This window comes from Thermoanaerobacterium calidifontis (assembly GCF_055381745.1).
Map to the genome: position 1 here is coordinate 2,111,135 of NZ_AP042436.1, position 16,446 is coordinate 2,127,580.

A 16,446-nucleotide genomic window follows, 5' to 3' on the forward strand; every position below is an offset into this window, starting at 1 on the left:
TATATTCACAACGAGAAACGGGTGTGAGTAAATTCTATGCCAACATCACCCTATCATCCACAAATTCAGTACCATTGACCTCATTAAACATCTTTAAAAGCTTATCTACAGTAAGATTTTTCTTTTCCTCCTTCAAATCAAGCACGATACGTCCTTGATGCATCATTATTATCCTATTTCCAAATTCCAAAGCGTGCTCAAGATTGTGAGTAACCATAAGCGTAGTCAACTTATTCTCGTAGATGATCTTATTTGTAATTTCATTTATTATATTAGCAGTCCTTGGATCTAAAGCAGCGGTGTGTTCATCTAATAAAAGCAGCTTAGGCTTTGCAAATGTAGCCATAAGAAGTGTCAATGCTTGCCTTTGTCCTCCAGATAAAAGCCCAACTTTCGTCTTCAATCTGTTTTCCAGACCTAATCCTAATTCAGCCAACTTTTCCTTGAAAAATTCCCTATTTTTCTTGTTAAGCCCCATTTTAAGGTTTAGTCCAGTGCCTTTTGAATAAGCAATTGATAAATTTTCATCAATCGTCATAGATGGAGCTGTTCCTAAAAGAGGGTTTTGAAATACCCTGCCTATATACCTGGACCTTTTATATTCAGGATACGATGTCACATCCAAATCATCGATGACGACAGAACCACTGTCAACAGGATACGCTCCAGCTATCAGATTGAGAAGCGTAGATTTGCCTGCGCCATTGCTGCCCACAATCGTTATAAAATCACCGTCATCTACTTCGAGATTCAATTTATTAAATACCTGAATCTCATTAGGGGTATTTTTATAGAAATATTTATCCACATCTATAAGCTTTAACATTGTAAATCCCCCTTTTCAGTTAGAGCTTAAAACAATTTTCTTCAATCCAGGCAGTGACAATGCCACAACTACTAATATGGCAGTCAAAAGTTTTAGATCTGTCGGATTAAATCCTATTGTAAGGGCTATTGCTATTGCACTCCTGTAGACTATCGATCCTACGACGGCAGAAATCACTGCCCACAATATATTTCTCTCTCTTATCAATACTTCACCGATAATGACAGAAGCAAGTCCTGCAACAAGTGTTCCAATGCCCATGCCAGCATCGGCAAAGCCTTGATACTGCGACACTAACGATCCTGCCAAAGCAATATAAGCATTTGATATTACAAGTCCCAGCGTAATCGTAGCATTTGTGTTTATTCCCATGCTGCGAACCATCTGCTGATTGTTTCCTGTGGCTCTCAGCGCAAATCCCGTCCGCGTCTGCAAAAAATAATTTGTCAAAAGCAACATAAAAACGACAATAAGTCCAAAAAATAGTATGTTTTTATAGCTTCCTGCAAAATCAAAGTAGTCAAATATAGATCTATTGCTAAGCATAGGTATGTTTGACTTTCCCATTATGCGCAAGTTTATAGAGTAAAGAGCAGTCATCGTAAGTATACCTGCTAATAACTCCGTGATTTTTAGCTTCGTATTCAAAAATCCCGTGATTAAGCCAGCTAATCCCCCAGCAATGATGGAAATAAAAATAGAAAAAACAGGGTTTGCACCACTTGTTATGAGTTTTGCTGTAACGGCAGCCCCTAAAGTGAAGCTGCCCTCTACAGTCAAATCAGCAAAATTTATTATCTTAAAAGATATATAGACACCAAGTGCCATTATGCCATAGACAAGCCCCTGCTCTAATGTAGAAATGGCAAAAGACATTGTATAGACCCCCAATTATATCTATTTATTTGATGACCTCTTGTGCTTTCTTCATGATAGAATCTGGTATTTTAAAACCAATGGCATCTGCTTCTTTTTGATTTAGTATAAGCTGCAGATTCTTAGCAGTTTCCACTTTTATATTGGCAGGCTTTTCACCTTTTAAAATCTTAATAGCCATTAAACCTGCCTGATAACCTAAGTCGCTGTAGCTTATGCCAAGCGTAGCCAATGAGCCGCCTTCAACCATTCCTTTCTCTGCTGCTATTACAGGTATCTTCGCTGAATTAGTGACCTTTATTATAGCCGCAACAGAAGAAGCAACAGTGTTATCTGTCGGCAGCCATATGGCATCAACTTTCCCTACTAAAGATTGTGCCGCTTGGCTTACTTCGCTGCTATTTGATACAGTAGCTTCTTTTACGCTAAAGCCTAATTTTGCTGCATCGTCTTTCGCAATCTTCACCTGAACTGTAGAATTGACTTCACCTGCATTGTATATTATCCCTATCCTTTTAGCATCTGGAACCAAGTCCTTTATCAATTTTAACTGATCGTTTATAGGCTCCATATCGGAAGTACCTGTCACATTTCCGCCAGGATTATCCAACGATTTTACAAGCCCAGCAGCGACAGGATCTGTAACAGCAGTAAACACAATTGGAATAGTAGAAGTAGCTTTTTTAACTGCCTGTGTAGTAGGCGTCGCTATGGAAAAAATTAAATCGACATTTTTATCAACGAACTTTTTGGCTATTGTCTCAGCCGTCGACATATCACCTTGAGCGTTTTCCTTGATATATGTGACATTTTTCCCTTCTTCATAGCCATTGTCTTTCAAAGCTTTTATAAACCCTTCTCTTGCGCTATCAAGCGCTGGATGCTCAACTATCTGTGTGATGCCAATTGTTATCATCTTTCCCGTACTACCAGTAGACGTTGTCTTGCTTTGGCATCCAGATACGGCAAAAGATATTATAAAAAAAGCTGCCAAAGCAAAGATAGACTTTTTCATAAAAACTCCTCCCCTTGCATGGCAACAACAAAAATCCTACCGTGCTACCATGCTAAATTTCAAATGACACTTTTGATAAAATTTTCATTAATTAATAAAATAGTAAGATAAAAACATTTATTAGTCAATAAAAGTTTTTTGTAATATTTATTAGAAAATTTGAATATGCCTTAAAATAATTAATCTTGATGTAAATATCATCAATAAAGTATAATTATAGTAAATTTATCGTCTGTTTTCTTTAATTTTTCTACCGGTAGAGAAAAATTTTAATTTTATTAAATTTTAAAAAATGGGAGGATTTCTATGAAAAATTCGTTTAAAAAAGCATCAATGCTTTTAGGCATCGTAATGACAGCTTCACTTTTGTTTTCAGGCTGCATCAAAAACACCAGCGCTACAAGCAGCGACAAAATAAACGTAGGAGCCCTTTTTGAATTGACAGGACAGGTAGCCTCATACGGAACTTCTGAGTACAACGCGGTAAAACTGTATGTAGATGATGTAAACAAAAACGGTGGCCTTCTTGGAAAACAGATTAACCTTATCAAGGCTGATAACAAATCCGCAACAGATGAATCAATAAATCAGGCTACAAAACTTATCGTTGAAGACAACGTAGTGGCAATATTAGGACCTGCAACAACAGGTAACACAAAAGCAGCTTCTTCAATTGCATTAAGCAAAAACATACCTCTTATAACCCCATCTGGCACGTCTTTTGATGTAACTGTCGATCCAAACACAAATAAAGTAAAAAGCGAAATATTCAGAGCATGTTACACAGACCCATATCAAGGCAAAGTGATGGGCGAATTTGCCGCAAAAGATCTAAGTGCAAAAACTGCTGTCATATACATTGACGACAAAAGCGACTACAGCAAAGGCCTTGCTCAAAGCTTCAAAGATCAGTTCGAAAAACTTGGTGGAAAAGTGATAGATCAAGAAGCTTACGTTGCAGGCGATCAAGATTTTAAGTCGACGCTTACTAAGATAAAGGGGTTAAATGCTGACGTCATATTCATACCTGGATACTATCAAGACACGGCAAAGATAGCTAAGCAAGCGAGAGAGATGGGTATAAATACGCCTTTACTTGGCGGTGACGGCTGGGATTCACCTGATCTACTGAAGATAGCAGGTGCATCTGCATTAAACAACGTCTATTACAGCAACCACTTCATATCGACAGATCCAGATCCGACTGTTCAAGACTTCATAAAGAAGTACAAAGACGCTTACGGTACAGAACCTGATGCTTTTGCCGCTTTGGCGTATGACTCAGCAGGTATGTTGGTACAAGCGATAAAAAATGCAAATTCAACTGACCCGGCAAAAATAACAGAAGCCTTGGCAAATTTGAAAAACTTCAAAGGTGTTACAGGCAATATTTCCATAGATGCTCAACACAATCCTATAAAACAGACAGTAATAATAGAATTGAAGGACGGTAAACAGACACTTAAGAAAAAAGTAAGTGCTGAATAAAAATCGTAAGATAACTTTAGAAAATACGGCAATGCGGTCACCTTGTGGCCGCATATATTTTAATATATTTAAACTTGAGGTGATGTTTATGAAGACATTTATTGAGCAGCTTATAAATGGTCTATCCTTAGGAAGTATATACGCGCTTATTGCCCTTGGATATACCATGGTTTACGGCATAATGAAACTTATAAATTTCGCTCATGGCGACATATACATGGTAGGTGCATTTACAGGATTCTTCGCATCCACATACTTTCACCTTGGATTTATACCATCTCTCCTATTGGCAATGCTGGTAAGCCTTATACTTGGCGTGACAATAGAGCGTGTGGCATACAGGCCATTAAGAGATAAGTCAAAAATCTCAATATTGATTACAGCCATCGGCGTCTCACTTTTGCTGGAAAACGGAGGCATAATCCTTTTGTCTCCGCAAGTCAGAACGTATCCTCAAATTTTCAAGCAGCACATGTACTCATTTTTAAACGGCGTAATCACCATATCAAACCAGCAGATCGTCATATTTGTCGTATCCATAATCATGATGGTGGGACTTCAGCTTATCATCTACAAGACAAAGATGGGAAAGGCCATGAGAGCTGTCTCCACAGACCCTGATGCTGCAAGACTTATGGGAGTAAATGTGGATAGGACCGTTTCATTCACATTTGCCATAGGCTCTGCCCTTGCCGCTGTCGCAGGTGTCTTAGTTGGCATATACTACAACTCCATAGATCCTTTAATGGGTATAATGCCAGGCTTAAAAGCATTCATAGCAGCAGTATTGGGAGGAATAGGCATAATACCAGGTGCTATGGTTGGAGGCCTTTTGATGGGTGTCATAGAAGCACTTGTTTCAGGCTATGGCAGCTCCCTATACAGAGATGGCGTTTCATTTGCAATACTCATAATCATATTGCTAATAAAGCCAACAGGACTCTTTGGCAAAAATGTAAGAGAGAAAGTGTAGGTGGTAAAGTTGAAGCAAATATTGAAAAACAGATTACTTATATTTTTAGGGCTGTTGGTCTTTTACGCCATAATACAGATTTTGCTGTCGACAAACATATTAAACGACTATTACGAAATAAACATTGTTCTCATGTGCATAAATGTAATACTTGCTGTAAGCCTTAACCTTATAAATGGATTTACAGGACAATTCTCCTTAGGACATGCAGGATTCATGTCAATCGGTGCATACACATCAGCTATCATAACGTACAAATTGGGACTTCCATTTCCATTGGCATTATTAGTAGGAGGCATAGCAGCAGGCATAGCCGGAATCTTGATAGGAATACCATCATTGAGATTAAAAGGAGACTACCTTGCTATAACAACACTTGGATTCGGAGAAATAATTAGGGTAATCTTTTTAAACACCGAATACGTGGGTGGAGCCAGCGGCCTATCTGGAATACCAAAGTACACAAACTGGACGTGGGTATTCTGGATGGCAGTCATAACCGTCGTCTTAATCAGAAACTTCATAAATTCCAGCTACGGCAGATGCTGTGTAGCAATCAGAGAAGACGAGACAGCAGCCGAATCTATGGGCATAAACACAACTTTCTACAAGACATTGGCATTCACGATAGGTGCATTTTTCGCAGGAATAGGCGGTGCCCTTTACGCTCACAACTTCTACATCATACAGCCAGAAACATTCAACTTCATGAAATCATTCGATATCTTAACAATGGTTGTATTAGGAGGACTGGGCAGCATAACAGGGTCCATCCTATCAGCCATCTTCTTGACTTTTGTATATGCACTTTTGCAGGATTATGCTGCACTAAGAATGGTAATATACGCTCTCCTTTTGATCATCGTAATGCTATTTAGACCAGAAGGATTGATGGGTACAAGAGAATTTTCTCTCAAAAAACTATTCAAGAAAGGGGAGAAAAGCAGTGAGTTTACTGTCAATTAAAGACGTATCTATAGACTTTGGCGGCATAAAGGCCCTGATAGATGTCAACATAGAACTGGAAAAAGGCTCTTTAACAGGACTTATAGGACCAAATGGTGCTGGAAAGTCAACAGTATTCAACATAATAACCGGTATATACAAGCCTACATCAGGAAAAGTGACATTTGACGGAAAAAACGTATCAACAAAACCGTATAACAACACAAAGCTTGGCATAGCAAGGACATTTCAAAACATACGTCTATTTAAAAACCTAACTGTCCTTGACAATGTCAAGATAGCTCAGCACATTCACGTGCAATACGGACTTTTAAGCTCCTTTATTCAGCACAAGAAATACTTAGATGGAGAAAAAACACAAGACAAACAAGCGATGGATCTCCTTAAAATATTCAATCTTGATAAGCACGCTTTAAACCTTGCCAAAAATCTGCCATACGGCGAACAGAGAAGACTTGAAATAGCAAGAGCACTGGCAACAAAGCCAAAGCTTTTGCTCTTAGATGAACCTGCAGCAGGAATGAATCCACAGGAGACAAAAGAGCTTACAGACACAATAAGATTCATAAGGGACAAATTTGACATAACAATACTCTTGATTGAGCACGACATGTCTTTAGTAATGGATCTTTGCGAAGACATATACGTCATGAACTACGGGAAAATAATAGCACATGGCACACCAGACGAAATCAAGAAAAATCCAGAAGTAATAGCTGCATACCTTGGAGAAGAAAGCCCTGATGAAAGTGAAATTTTATCAATTGAAGGAGGTGCTTAAAACATGTTAGAGGTAAAAGATCTCAACGTATCATATGGAATGGTCAATGCCTTAAAAGGCATTGATTTAAAAGTAAATAACGGTGAAATTGTTACGATAATAGGTGCAAATGGCGCAGGCAAAAGCACTACTCTAATGACAATATCAGGCATATTGAAGCCAAAAAAAGGCTACATCAAATTCGATGATGTAGACATAACAAAAAAACCTGCTCAAAATATAGTGGATATGGGTATCTGCCAAGTGCCAGAAGGAAGAAGAATATTTGCCAACATGACTGTAATGGAAAACCTTGAGATGGGAGCATATCTCAGGAAAGACAAAATGGTAAAAAGCGACATAGAAAAAGTATTTCACCTATTTCCACGTCTAAAAGAAAGGCATAAACAGATTGCCGGCACTTTAAGCGGTGGTGAGCAGCAGATGCTGGCAATAGGGCGTGCATTGATGTCAAAACCAAAAGTGCTTTTGCTAGACGAACCATCAATGGGACTTGCGCCCATCGTAGTGCAAGACATATTTAAGACGATAAAAGGCATAAATGAAGACGGCACCACCATCCTTTTGGTAGAGCAAAACGCTAAAATGGCTCTATCTATTGCAGACAGAGCATACGTCCTTGAGACAGGCAACATCTCACTTGAAGGTGCTGCATCTGTCTTAAAAGACGATGAAAGGGTTAAAAAGTCGTATTTAGGAGGTTAAAAAGTGGGTTCGCAATGAACCCTCTTTCTTATAAATTTAATATTTCAATGATCTATGCCCAAGTCCAATGGCAACTTCGTTTAAGTTTAGCATTCCAACGGCGAAAAATGCACAGACGCAAAGGTGTTCGCCATAAAATGCTATTCCAATCTTGCCACCTATATTAAGCCCCATAGCTTTATCTTTTAGCTGTATTATTGCCTCATGTGTTGCACCTGCAACAGCGCCTTCTCCCACATGATTGTCCTCCACAACACCTTCTCTTTTTGCCGCAACAACTGCCCTTTCTATTATCTTTGAAATTGAATTAATGTATTCGCCGCCATAATCCACAGCCGCTACCTTTATGCCCTCTTTCCCATACTTCTCCTTTAATACGGCTTCGTCTTCTCTCCTTGACATAGCCATTCTTATGGCTACTCTTGCAACATCTATGCTCCTTATTTCTTTCATATTCACAGCCCCTTCAAAGGGCACCTCCTTCATGATTTAAAATACTTTCAGCATTATTTCGTATACGATAGGTATAAATATTGACGGAAGCAAATTCCCAATCTTTATCTTTGTCAAATTCAGCATATTTAACGATATGCCTATTATCAAGACGCCGCCAATGGCAGACATGTCCGCTATCACGTTAGCATTCAATAAATCTTTAAGAAGCGATGCGCACAAAGTTATAGAGCCTTGATATAAAAGGACGCTTATGGATGATATCATGACGCCTATCCCTAATGTAGATGCAAATATTATGGAAGATATACCGTCCAACATGGATTTGGCAAACAGTATACTGTGATCACCTTGCAAACCATCCTTTAATGCACCTACAATCGCCATCGCTCCAACGCAGTATATGAGGCTTGCTGTTACAAAGCCTTCGCTTATCTTATTTTCACCATTTCTCGATAATTTCCTCTCTAAAAAATCGCCAAATTGATTAAGCTTTTTCTCTATGTCCAGCAGTTCACCTAAAATACCGCCTATTGCTAAACTTATTATCACTAATAGCAAATTTTTGTATTTCAATGCACTGTCAAATCCTATTATCAATACGCTTAAAGATATAGCCTGCATAACCGTCGACTTTATTCTGTCTGGAATGCCAATTTTAAATAAAGTACCAACAAAACTACCCACAACAATAGATGCTGCATTGACAAACGTTCCTACCATCTAATTTTTCCTTTCTTTAAACACGTCTTTTGACACATGATCTTTTGCATAGTTAAAAAGGTATTGCTGCGCAAATCCAGACAAATCACCGAATTTTTCTTTAGCAAAGCTCTGCACATCAGAATTGTTTGTCTTCCTCTTTAGATATAAAAATTCTACAACTCGCTTTATCCATACATCTGTTGGAAATGCCTCATATCTTCCGATGGAATAAAGCATGACACAGTCTGCAACTTTTGGCCCAACGCCTCTTATGCTCATGAGTATATTACGTACATCGTAAGTATCGTAAAGCTGCAACTCAAAAAGATTTATTTCGTCATTAAACACTTTTAGCGCTGCATCGATTATATACTTCGATCTGAATCCACATTTGCTTTTACTTAGCAATTCCAGATCTGCCATTATGAAATCCTGAACTTTCGGAAATGTGTAATAAGTCTTATCCCTATAGACAATAGGATGGCCCAATAACCTGCTTAAATTCTCTATGACTTTTTTTATCTGTGGAATCCGATTGTTCTGAGATATGATAAATGATATAAGCGTCTCCCACGTGTCTTGCCGCAAAATCCTTATGCCTTCGCCATACTTTATGGCTGCTTTTAAAATCTCGTCCTGCGAAAGCGTCTCTTTTATCTTGCCGTAGTCTCTTCCCAAGTCAAAGTAATCATACCATATATCATTAAAATCTGCCAAAGTGGTATTATCAATCGTCAATATATCTCCATCTAATTTTACATTTATTACCCTGTCAAATGCGACCCCCGTATAACTTCCATCATCTTCTTCATTCCATCTGAAACATTGTCCACATTCTAATGTCTCTTTAAGGTTAAAATCCTTGATTCCATGCACTATAACCTTAGAACCGGACTGTTCAACTAAATATCTCATTCTCCTCATCACCCACATATAGGTTTTTTACTGCCTTACTACATAATATTTACTGACCTCTACAATTATTATATAATTTTTTGAAGATAAAAAAAAGGCTTATTTGCCTTTATCAAGTATTTCTCGGGTTTTAAGTATCTTGTCATTTCCCTTTATATAAAGTGATTTAACGTGAATCTTTATGTCAAGCACATTTAAAGATGTCATGTACTCTACGACACTTTTTATCTTTTTTATAGCTCCTCTTAAAACGCTGTTTATAGGCGTACCATGCACCATTACAATCTCTATTTTTATTATTATTCCTTCTGTGTAGTTCTCTGTTATGACTTTATTTATTTTATAAATGCCTTCAAATTTCTTCGCTTCATTTAATACAATAGAGTTTATTACATTTTCAGAGATTGTGTATTTGCCAAGATAGCTGTAGTATGGCCTCACTACCGTCTTCTCAAAGTCTATCTCTTTTCGTCTAAATATCCTCAATGGATCTATAAAATACCCTGAAAAATGCTTTTTGACTTCAAATGTCGGTACAGGTATTACATGCATCCCTTCCTCATATCTTTTCTTTCTTGCAAGCTCTATCTCATCATGTGATAATATATCTTCTATATATATTCGCTCAGCAACAGGCGGTAAATTAAGCCTTTCAGCGATTTTGTCCACCATCTTGTCAGACGTTCCTATTATCAATATTTTATCTGGATTTATTTCTTCAATCGATTTTTTAACCTCTCTGGCGTGCTCATCATCTGTAAAAATAGCTCTTCTTATAGCTGACAATTTTGTCTTTTCTCTTTTGGCAGAAACCCCTGATATGATCCTGTTTTCACATATTAAAAGGCCATCATCTATGATGTACTTTATACCGTATTTCCCTGCAACAAACGACGCATGATGACTTTTGCCGCTTCCACTGGCTCCAACAAAAGAATATACCTTCAATTGATACCCTCCATGATTAAAAATGATGACTATAGGTTATATTATACGGCAACAATTGTATTTTGCAATAAAAATTTAATTTTTCTTTTTTATGCTTAGTTTTACCAATGTCTGTAAAAATTTAATGGCAAATTCCATGTCTATATTGCTTTTAGAAAATGTTATTATAAACACTAAGATGACTATGCTTACAGCTATGAAAGTCAACTGCATATCCATCTTTTCACCCCACCTTCACATGAGTTATAATGGCCTCAATGAAAGTGAATCAAAATGTTTTGTTGTGCCATCACGTATGATTATACAACTTTTATCGGTAAAAATGTGGACTTAGGAATCAAAATGTCATTTTAAGGAACGAAAAGATTATCATTCGTTTATCTCATAAGACGGTATTAAGACAGTCACAGAAAAATATTCATCATCGATATTTATGTTTATATCCCCATCATATCTTTTAACAATATCCCTTACGATAGATAGCCCATTGCCCCTTCCAGTGCCTTTCGTTGTAAAGCCATCACATAAGATGTTTTGTTTAACATAATCACTGACAGCCCAGGTATTTTTGACAACAAAGATGTAGTCAACTGGATCTGAATTTAAAATTATCTCCATCTTTCTATCCTTTTTTAGCCTTTCACATTCTTCTGTAGCATTATCTATCAAATTTCCCAAAATAGAGCATACATCATTAACCACTTTCTGCCTGATCTTCAAATCAACCGTACAAATAAATCGAACTGATATATCCTTTTTTATCGCCTTGCTTATTTTAGAATACAAGAGAAGATCTAATATGTCGTTTCCAGTATCAACTTTTATAAGGCTACTGCTTATGTCGTCAATGTAAGTCTTTAAAAATTCTTCAGCATCTTTGTACTTCATTTGTCTTATCAATTCATACAAAATCAGTATATTGTTCTTCAATTCATGTTTATTTTTTCTGTATAAATTATTTTGTTCTTCTACAAACTTGAGTTTAAAATCATTAATGATATTTTGGTACTCGTTTTTTCCATTTGTATATATCATCCTTATTATGGTAAAAACCAAAATATTTATAATGAAAATCGTAAAAAATAAAAACAATTTAAAGTCAGCCGGCATGAAATACCCTTGTTTATAGTAAATGCTGTTGCTTATCGTAATTATGACAAAAGTCATATACACAAAAAACAGTGCAATTATCTTATTCAAACTTTTCCTTACCATGTCATCACCACGAGATCTAATTTGCTTTCATATCATCCGGCTGGCTTAATATATCTTTCAATCTATCTCTGAATTCACTGTATAATTTCTTTGTTAGATATGCCTTTTTATTTTTATCTCTAAAGCTTATTTCAAGTGATGTTCTACTTACAGGTTTAATAGAATAAACTTTATATAGATTTACTATATAAGATCTGCTGGTCTTAAAAAACACTTTTTTGTTGAGGAGTTTGTAGACATCGCTAAGAGAAGTGTTTGACATAAAATCTTCAAACGCAGTGCAGAAAAAGGTTTTTTTCCTGTTAGCCTCAATAAAGTATATGTCATTTGTATTGACTAACCTCACGTCTTCACCGCATCTTACCTCTATTACAAAAGATGAATCGCTAAATTTTCTCTTTACCCTTTCAATAGTATTAATCAACCTGTTGTAATTTATAGGCTTTACAATATAGTCAGCAGCATATAGTTTTACAGCATCTTTTATATATTCATCATACGACGTTACGAATATGACCTCTGTATTTGGCAGCAAATCTCGAATATTTTTAACGACTTCTATTCCTGTCATTTGTGGCAGTTTTATATCCAATATGGCTAAGTCAGGTTTCACCTTTAGTATGGCATTTAATAAATCTCTTCCTTCGTTCGTGATGTATTCAACTTGAACATCGCTTATCTCCATGACCCTTTTGCTTATCTCTTTTCTAAGCGAATCTTCATCTTCAGCGATTATGGCTTTTAACATAACATCACATCCCTTTATGATTTTCCAACAATATAAATATTCGATATAAAAGAGAGAATTCCTTCAAAAAATGATAACCAATAGAAAAAAGAGAATAAGATGTCCTCATTCCCTTATGCAGAAATGAAAATGCCTATTTAATTGTACATCTAATATGTTCTACACTAATTATACAACAATTTTTAAAACTAAAATCGATTTAGAACGAAAATGACAAAATAAGGAACGAAAATGCAATATACCATCAAACCAATGTATCGATTAAAAGTTTTACGTTTAGAGCAGTTATAATCACCGCTAAAATAATTAAAACAGCTTTACTGGCTTTGCTGTTTGCATAATCGCCCATGACCTTCTTCGATGATGTAAGATAAATTTGAGTAAACACTGTAATCGGCAATTGTATGCTTAGTATCATCTGAGAAAATATCAAAACTTGAAATGAGTCTTTAAATAAAAATATTACAATAATCGCTGCAAAAAGCGAGATAAATATTCCTGTAAGCGTGTGTTTGTCTTTTATGTTGTAAGGTTCTTTAAAAATCCCAGCGTATATGGAACCACCTGCAATTCCAGATGTTACCGTTGATGAAAAACCTGAGAACAAAAGTGCTATTGCAAATACCAAAGATGCCTTCCCTCCAACAATAGGCTTCAAAAGCTCTCCTGCCTGCTCCAGCATATCCACAGCAATGCCTTTAGTGTAAAATGCCGCAGCCGAAAGAAGTATCATAGCACTATTTATGGCCCAACCTATAATCATCGAAAACAATGTATCAAGAAATTCAAATTTAAGCTGCTTTCTGACAACCGATTCATCCTGCAAGTTCCATTGGCGGCTTTGAATGATTTCCGAGTGGAGGAACAAATTGTGTGGCATTACGACAGCACCTAAAACGCTCATGATTACAACCATGGAACTATGAGGTATTGATGGATTTATCCAACTTATAGCTGCTGCTTTCCAATCGATCTTCACCATGTATACCTCAAACAAAAATGAAAGTCCTATAAGTGACACAAACCCGATTATGATCTTTTCTAAGCGCTTGTAAGAATTTGTATAAAGCACTAAAGATATGACTAATAGCGCTAAAACCGCCCCGATTTTTACAGGTATATTGAAAAGCATCTTTAGAGCTATAGCTGTACCTAATAGTTCTGCTGTAGATGTAGATACTGATGCAGCAACAGCCGACAGCAGGATAAATTTCGAAAGCCTGCTGTCTATAAATATGGATGTAGCTTCAGACAAACAGTAGCCTGTGACGATTCCAAGATGCGCTGCATTGTGCTGCAATATGATGAGCATTATTGTTGACAGTGTTATAACCCACAGCAGCTTATACCCATATGTTGAACCTGCAGAGACATTCGTGGCCCAATTTCCCGGATCTATAAAGCCTACCGTAACCAATATCCCTGGTCCAACGTATTTCAGAAAATTGACGAAAGGGACGACACTTCTATCTTCCTTAAGAAAATCTCCAATGGTTTTTATAAATTTCTTCATCTTTGCCTCCAAAGCAATACAAAAAAATAAATGGATTGTACCATTTATTTTTCTTCGACTTTAGCTTTAAGCAGATTTTCTTCATTTATGCGATACGACAATGTCAACAAGCTATCGCTTAAATGCACATTTTCCAGTATCACGTCATCGGGAACCTTTAAATCTATAGGAGAAAAGTTCCATATGGCTTTTATGCCTGCTTTCACTAATCTATCGGCCATAATCTGCGAATTATCCTTTGGTATGCAAAGTATGGCAATGTCTATCTTATTTTTAGACAAAAAGTCCTCTAATGTCTCCACATCCATTATCTCTATATCTCTTATTTTAAGTCCAAACAATCTTGGATTGACATCAAAAATTCCCTTTAAGCTAAATCCAGTTCTCTCAAAATTTGTGTAGTTTGCTATGGCCTGTCCAAGATTACCTGCACCAATGATAATAGTGCTGTATGTCTTATCTAAACCTAAAATCTTTGTCAGAGTATTGTAAAGCTCTTCTACGTTGTAACCATAACCTTGCTGTCCAAATCCGCCGTAATTATTGAGGTCCTGCCTTATCTGCGAGGCAGTCACGCCCATCCTTTCGCTTAACTCTCTGGATGAAATCCTTTTTACATCATTTTTCAATAATTCTTCTAAATATCTATGGTATCTCGGCAATCTCCTTATTACAGGCATTGGCACTATTGTTTTTTTAGTCATAAAATCACCCCAGACAAAATCCTAATAAAGAAATTATATTACATTGTAAATAATATGTCAACCTGGAAATATCTATTTTTTTACTGAGCAGGTTCCCACTTGTTGTAATCGCTGTTCATTATCACTATATCAACTCTCCTGTTAAGCTGCCTATTTTTATCGCTGTCGTTTGGCACTATTGGACGATACTCACCATACCCTACAGCCGAAATTTTTGCCGGATCCATCTTTACGTCATTCACCAAAATCTCAACCACATTTGTGGCTCTTATGACAGAAAGCTCCCAGTTTGAATGAAATTGATTATTGTTTATGGGCACATTATCTGTATACCCCTCGACGCGGATGTAATTGGGCATCGATTTTAATATGTTTCCTATTTTTATCAATGTCTCTTTCTGCTCAGGTTTGACATCTGCTGAACCAGTATCAAATAGCAATGTATCATTTAGGCTTATGACAAAACCTCTCTCGTCCACCTTGTAAGTCACCATGTTTTGAAGGTTGTACTGCTTTATAAGCTTGTCGAGCTGTGATGCAATCGAATTGTCGTTAGTGCCATTTGTACCTGTAGTCTTAATGCTGCCAAGTATGCTATTTCCACTTTGTTGACCTATGACGTAATTCGTTCCATCAAAAGTTTTACCAAGTGATGCAGCAATTTGCTGAAATTTCTGAGAATTAACCGTACTTATAGTATAAAGCACAATAAAAAATATCATTAGCAGCGTTATCATGTCAGAATAAGTAAGCAACCATCTTTCACTGTTGTCCTTTTTCCCTTCATCTTCTTCATGCCTTATCATCAGCAATTTCACCTTTCACACTTTGTTCTTTTGCTTTAGCAACTGATTCCCTTTCAACTACAAATGTCAGCAACTTCTTCTCCACTATCTTAGGATTTTCACCAGCCTGCAGTGAAAGGCTGCCTTCTAAGATTATCTCCTTTTCCGTCTTTTTGATCTGCGCTTTGTTCTTAAGCTTATTGCCTATAGGCAGCCATACAAGGTTAGCCATACTTACACCATAAAGTGTAGCTATAAAAGCAACAGCTATTGAAGGCCCCAACTTATCTGGTTCACTGAGATTTCCCAAGACGTGAACAAGTCCCATAACCGTACCTATGATACCCATGGTTGGGGAATATCCGCCAGCAGCTTCAAAGATGCTGGCTTCTCTTTTAAGCTCTTTATCTTCTATGTATATCCTATTTTCCATAGTAGTCCTTATAAGCTCAATATCCGCACCATCTATGACAAGCTCAATGCAGTCTTTTAAAATAGGATCGTAGTTTTTAATTTCATCTGACTGCAACTCCTGTTCAAGGCTTAAAAGTCCTTCGCTTCTGGCTTTTTGAGCGAGATACACAAAATACCTGATTATATCACCGTATTTGTTGCCTTCCTCTTTAAAAGCCTTCCCAATCAATTTCGGAAGTTTCAACATATCTTTCATCGAAAAAGAAGTCATAGTAGCGCCTATCGTTCCACCTAAAACTATAAGTGCTGCCGATACACCTATTAAAGACGCAACGCTTCCACCCTCCATGACAAATGCTAAGATGAGAGAGCCAAACCCTAACAAAATCCCTAATAACGTCGAAAAATCCATACAC

Annotated in this window: 19 protein-coding genes; 5 read left to right on the forward strand and 14 right to left on the reverse strand. The window is 36.9% G+C overall.

The window, feature by feature from the left end:
• Positions 1 to 34: 34 nt before the first annotated feature.
• The 3 genes from ACZ42G_RS11060 to ACZ42G_RS11070 are packed head-to-tail and all read right to left on the reverse strand — an operon-like array spanning position 35 to position 2,717.
• Positions 35 to 826 carry an ABC transporter ATP-binding protein gene (locus ACZ42G_RS11060; RefSeq protein ID WP_085111647.1) on the reverse strand — a complete coding sequence of 264 codons (792 nt, stop codon included), beginning with the start codon at positions 824 to 826 and terminating at the stop codon, positions 35 to 37.
• A gap of 15 nt (positions 827 to 841) precedes the next feature.
• Entirely contained in the window at positions 842 to 1,702 is an 861-nt protein-coding gene (locus ACZ42G_RS11065; protein ID WP_013787489.1) for an ABC transporter permease, read from the reverse strand.
• Positions 1,703 to 1,727: 25 nt separating this feature from the next.
• Positions 1,728 to 2,717 carry an ABC transporter substrate-binding protein gene (locus ACZ42G_RS11070; RefSeq protein WP_085111649.1) on the reverse strand — a complete coding sequence of 330 codons (990 nt, stop codon included), beginning with the start codon at positions 2,715 to 2,717 and terminating at the stop codon, positions 1,728 to 1,730.
• Between the two features lie 306 nt (positions 2,718 to 3,023).
• On the opposite strand from ACZ42G_RS11070, the gene ACZ42G_RS11075 reads away from it, so the two are divergent.
• From ACZ42G_RS11075 to ACZ42G_RS11095, 5 genes are all read left to right on the forward strand, one after another.
• Positions 3,024 to 4,205, forward strand: a complete 1,182-nt coding sequence (locus ACZ42G_RS11075; protein WP_464850437.1) for an ABC transporter substrate-binding protein — start codon at positions 3,024 to 3,026, stop codon at positions 4,203 to 4,205.
• 88 nt (positions 4,206 to 4,293) lie between these two features.
• The gene (locus ACZ42G_RS11080) at positions 4,294 to 5,178 is read left to right on the forward strand and encodes a branched-chain amino acid ABC transporter permease (protein ID WP_274893285.1); all 885 of its coding nucleotides are present in this window, start codon (positions 4,294 to 4,296) and stop codon (positions 5,176 to 5,178) included.
• Between the two features lie 9 nt (positions 5,179 to 5,187).
• Positions 5,188 to 6,144, forward strand: a complete 957-nt coding sequence (locus ACZ42G_RS11085) for a branched-chain amino acid ABC transporter permease (RefSeq protein ID WP_085111653.1) — start codon at positions 5,188 to 5,190, stop codon at positions 6,142 to 6,144.
• Complete coding sequence (locus tag ACZ42G_RS11090) at positions 6,125 to 6,925, forward strand: ABC transporter ATP-binding protein (protein WP_464850440.1); 801 nt, start codon at positions 6,125 to 6,127, stop codon at positions 6,923 to 6,925. The genes ACZ42G_RS11085 and ACZ42G_RS11090 overlap by 20 nt, the downstream gene beginning before the upstream one ends.
• Positions 6,926 to 6,928: 3 nt before the next feature.
• Positions 6,929 to 7,630: an ABC transporter ATP-binding protein gene (locus ACZ42G_RS11095; protein ID WP_464850442.1), complete on the forward strand. Its 702-nt coding sequence runs from the start codon at positions 6,929 to 6,931 to the stop codon at positions 7,628 to 7,630.
• A 36-nt stretch (positions 7,631 to 7,666) separates the two neighbouring features.
• On the opposite strand, the gene ACZ42G_RS11100 is transcribed toward ACZ42G_RS11095, so the two are convergent.
• The 11 genes from ACZ42G_RS11100 to ACZ42G_RS11150 all read right to left on the reverse strand — a co-directional run bounded on the left by ACZ42G_RS11100 (position 7,667) and on the right by ACZ42G_RS11150 (position 16,442).
• Positions 7,667 to 8,083, reverse strand: a complete 417-nt coding sequence (locus ACZ42G_RS11100; protein WP_464850444.1) for a HutP family protein — start codon at positions 8,081 to 8,083, stop codon at positions 7,667 to 7,669.
• Positions 8,084 to 8,119: 36 nt separating this feature from the next.
• Positions 8,120 to 8,806: a DUF554 domain-containing protein gene (locus ACZ42G_RS11105; protein ID WP_464850445.1), complete on the reverse strand. Its 687-nt coding sequence runs from the start codon at positions 8,804 to 8,806 to the stop codon at positions 8,120 to 8,122.
• Complete coding sequence (locus ACZ42G_RS11110; RefSeq protein ID WP_464850446.1) at positions 8,807 to 9,703, reverse strand: DNA-3-methyladenine glycosylase family protein; 897 nt, start codon at positions 9,701 to 9,703, stop codon at positions 8,807 to 8,809. It abuts the gene before it with no gap.
• A 99-nt stretch (positions 9,704 to 9,802) separates the two neighbouring features.
• Positions 9,803 to 10,651: an Asp23/Gls24 family envelope stress response protein gene (locus ACZ42G_RS11115; RefSeq protein WP_464850448.1), complete on the reverse strand. Its 849-nt coding sequence runs from the start codon at positions 10,649 to 10,651 to the stop codon at positions 9,803 to 9,805.
• A 75-nt stretch (positions 10,652 to 10,726) separates the two neighbouring features.
• Positions 10,727 to 10,870: a hypothetical protein gene (locus tag ACZ42G_RS11120; RefSeq protein WP_014759433.1), complete on the reverse strand. Its 144-nt coding sequence runs from the start codon at positions 10,868 to 10,870 to the stop codon at positions 10,727 to 10,729.
• 150 nt (positions 10,871 to 11,020) lie between these two features.
• The gene (locus ACZ42G_RS11125) at positions 11,021 to 11,851 is read right to left on the reverse strand and encodes a sensor histidine kinase (protein WP_464850450.1); all 831 of its coding nucleotides are present in this window, start codon (positions 11,849 to 11,851) and stop codon (positions 11,021 to 11,023) included.
• Positions 11,852 to 11,882: 31 nt separating this feature from the next.
• Entirely contained in the window at positions 11,883 to 12,614 is a 732-nt protein-coding gene (locus tag ACZ42G_RS11130; RefSeq protein ID WP_464850452.1) for a LytR/AlgR family response regulator transcription factor, read from the reverse strand.
• Between the two features lie 244 nt (positions 12,615 to 12,858).
• A complete protein-coding gene (locus tag ACZ42G_RS11135; RefSeq protein WP_464850454.1) occupies positions 12,859 to 14,127 on the reverse strand; it encodes an Nramp family divalent metal transporter in 1,269 nt (422 codons plus the stop codon).
• Positions 14,128 to 14,171: 44 nt separating this feature from the next.
• The gene (locus ACZ42G_RS11140; RefSeq protein WP_013787472.1) at positions 14,172 to 14,831 is read right to left on the reverse strand and encodes a redox-sensing transcriptional repressor Rex; all 660 of its coding nucleotides are present in this window, start codon (positions 14,829 to 14,831) and stop codon (positions 14,172 to 14,174) included.
• An 80-nt stretch (positions 14,832 to 14,911) separates the two neighbouring features.
• The gene (locus ACZ42G_RS11145) at positions 14,912 to 15,637 is read right to left on the reverse strand and encodes an OmpA/MotB family protein (protein WP_464850456.1); all 726 of its coding nucleotides are present in this window, start codon (positions 15,635 to 15,637) and stop codon (positions 14,912 to 14,914) included.
• On the reverse strand, positions 15,624 to 16,442 hold the full coding sequence (locus tag ACZ42G_RS11150) for a flagellar motor protein (RefSeq protein WP_045411191.1): 819 nt from the start codon (positions 16,440 to 16,442) through the stop codon (positions 15,624 to 15,626). Before ACZ42G_RS11150 ends, ACZ42G_RS11145 begins: the two co-directional genes overlap by 14 nt.
• Positions 16,443 to 16,446 lie beyond the last annotated feature (4 nt).

Coding starts and splice junctions, on each gene's coding strand:
- ACZ42G_RS11105 (WP_464850445.1), bottom strand. CDS start 8,806: ATGGTAGGAACGTTTGTCAATGCAGCATCTATTGTTGTGGGTAGTTTT.
- ACZ42G_RS11150 (WP_045411191.1), bottom strand. CDS start 16,442: ATGGATTTTTCGACGTTATTAGGGATTTTGTTAGGGTTTGGCTCTCTC.
- ACZ42G_RS11140 (WP_013787472.1), bottom strand. CDS start 14,831: ATGACTAAAAAAACAATAGTGCCAATGCCTGTAATAAGGAGATTGCCG.
- ACZ42G_RS11130 (WP_464850452.1), bottom strand. CDS start 12,614: ATGTTAAAAGCCATAATCGCTGAAGATGAAGATTCGCTTAGAAAAGAG.
- ACZ42G_RS11110 (WP_464850446.1), bottom strand. CDS start 9,703: ATGAGATATTTAGTTGAACAGTCCGGTTCTAAGGTTATAGTGCATGGA.
- ACZ42G_RS11120 (WP_014759433.1), bottom strand. CDS start 10,870: ATGGATATGCAGTTGACTTTCATAGCTGTAAGCATAGTCATCTTAGTG.
- ACZ42G_RS11065 (WP_013787489.1), bottom strand. CDS start 1,702: ATGTCTTTTGCCATTTCTACATTAGAGCAGGGGCTTGTCTATGGCATA.
- ACZ42G_RS11100 (WP_464850444.1), bottom strand. CDS start 8,083: ATGAAAGAAATAAGGAGCATAGATGTTGCAAGAGTAGCCATAAGAATG.
- ACZ42G_RS11075 (WP_464850437.1), top strand. CDS start 3,024: ATGAAAAATTCGTTTAAAAAAGCATCAATGCTTTTAGGCATCGTAATG.
- ACZ42G_RS11145 (WP_464850456.1), bottom strand. CDS start 15,637: ATGATAAGGCATGAAGAAGATGAAGGGAAAAAGGACAACAGTGAAAGA.
- ACZ42G_RS11060 (WP_085111647.1), bottom strand. CDS start 826: ATGTTAAAGCTTATAGATGTGGATAAATATTTCTATAAAAATACCCCT.
- ACZ42G_RS11095 (WP_464850442.1), top strand. CDS start 6,929: ATGTTAGAGGTAAAAGATCTCAACGTATCATATGGAATGGTCAATGCC.
- ACZ42G_RS11070 (WP_085111649.1), bottom strand. CDS start 2,717: ATGAAAAAGTCTATCTTTGCTTTGGCAGCTTTTTTTATAATATCTTTT.
- ACZ42G_RS11080 (WP_274893285.1), top strand. CDS start 4,294: ATGAAGACATTTATTGAGCAGCTTATAAATGGTCTATCCTTAGGAAGT.
- ACZ42G_RS11135 (WP_464850454.1), bottom strand. CDS start 14,127: ATGAAGAAATTTATAAAAACCATTGGAGATTTTCTTAAGGAAGATAGA.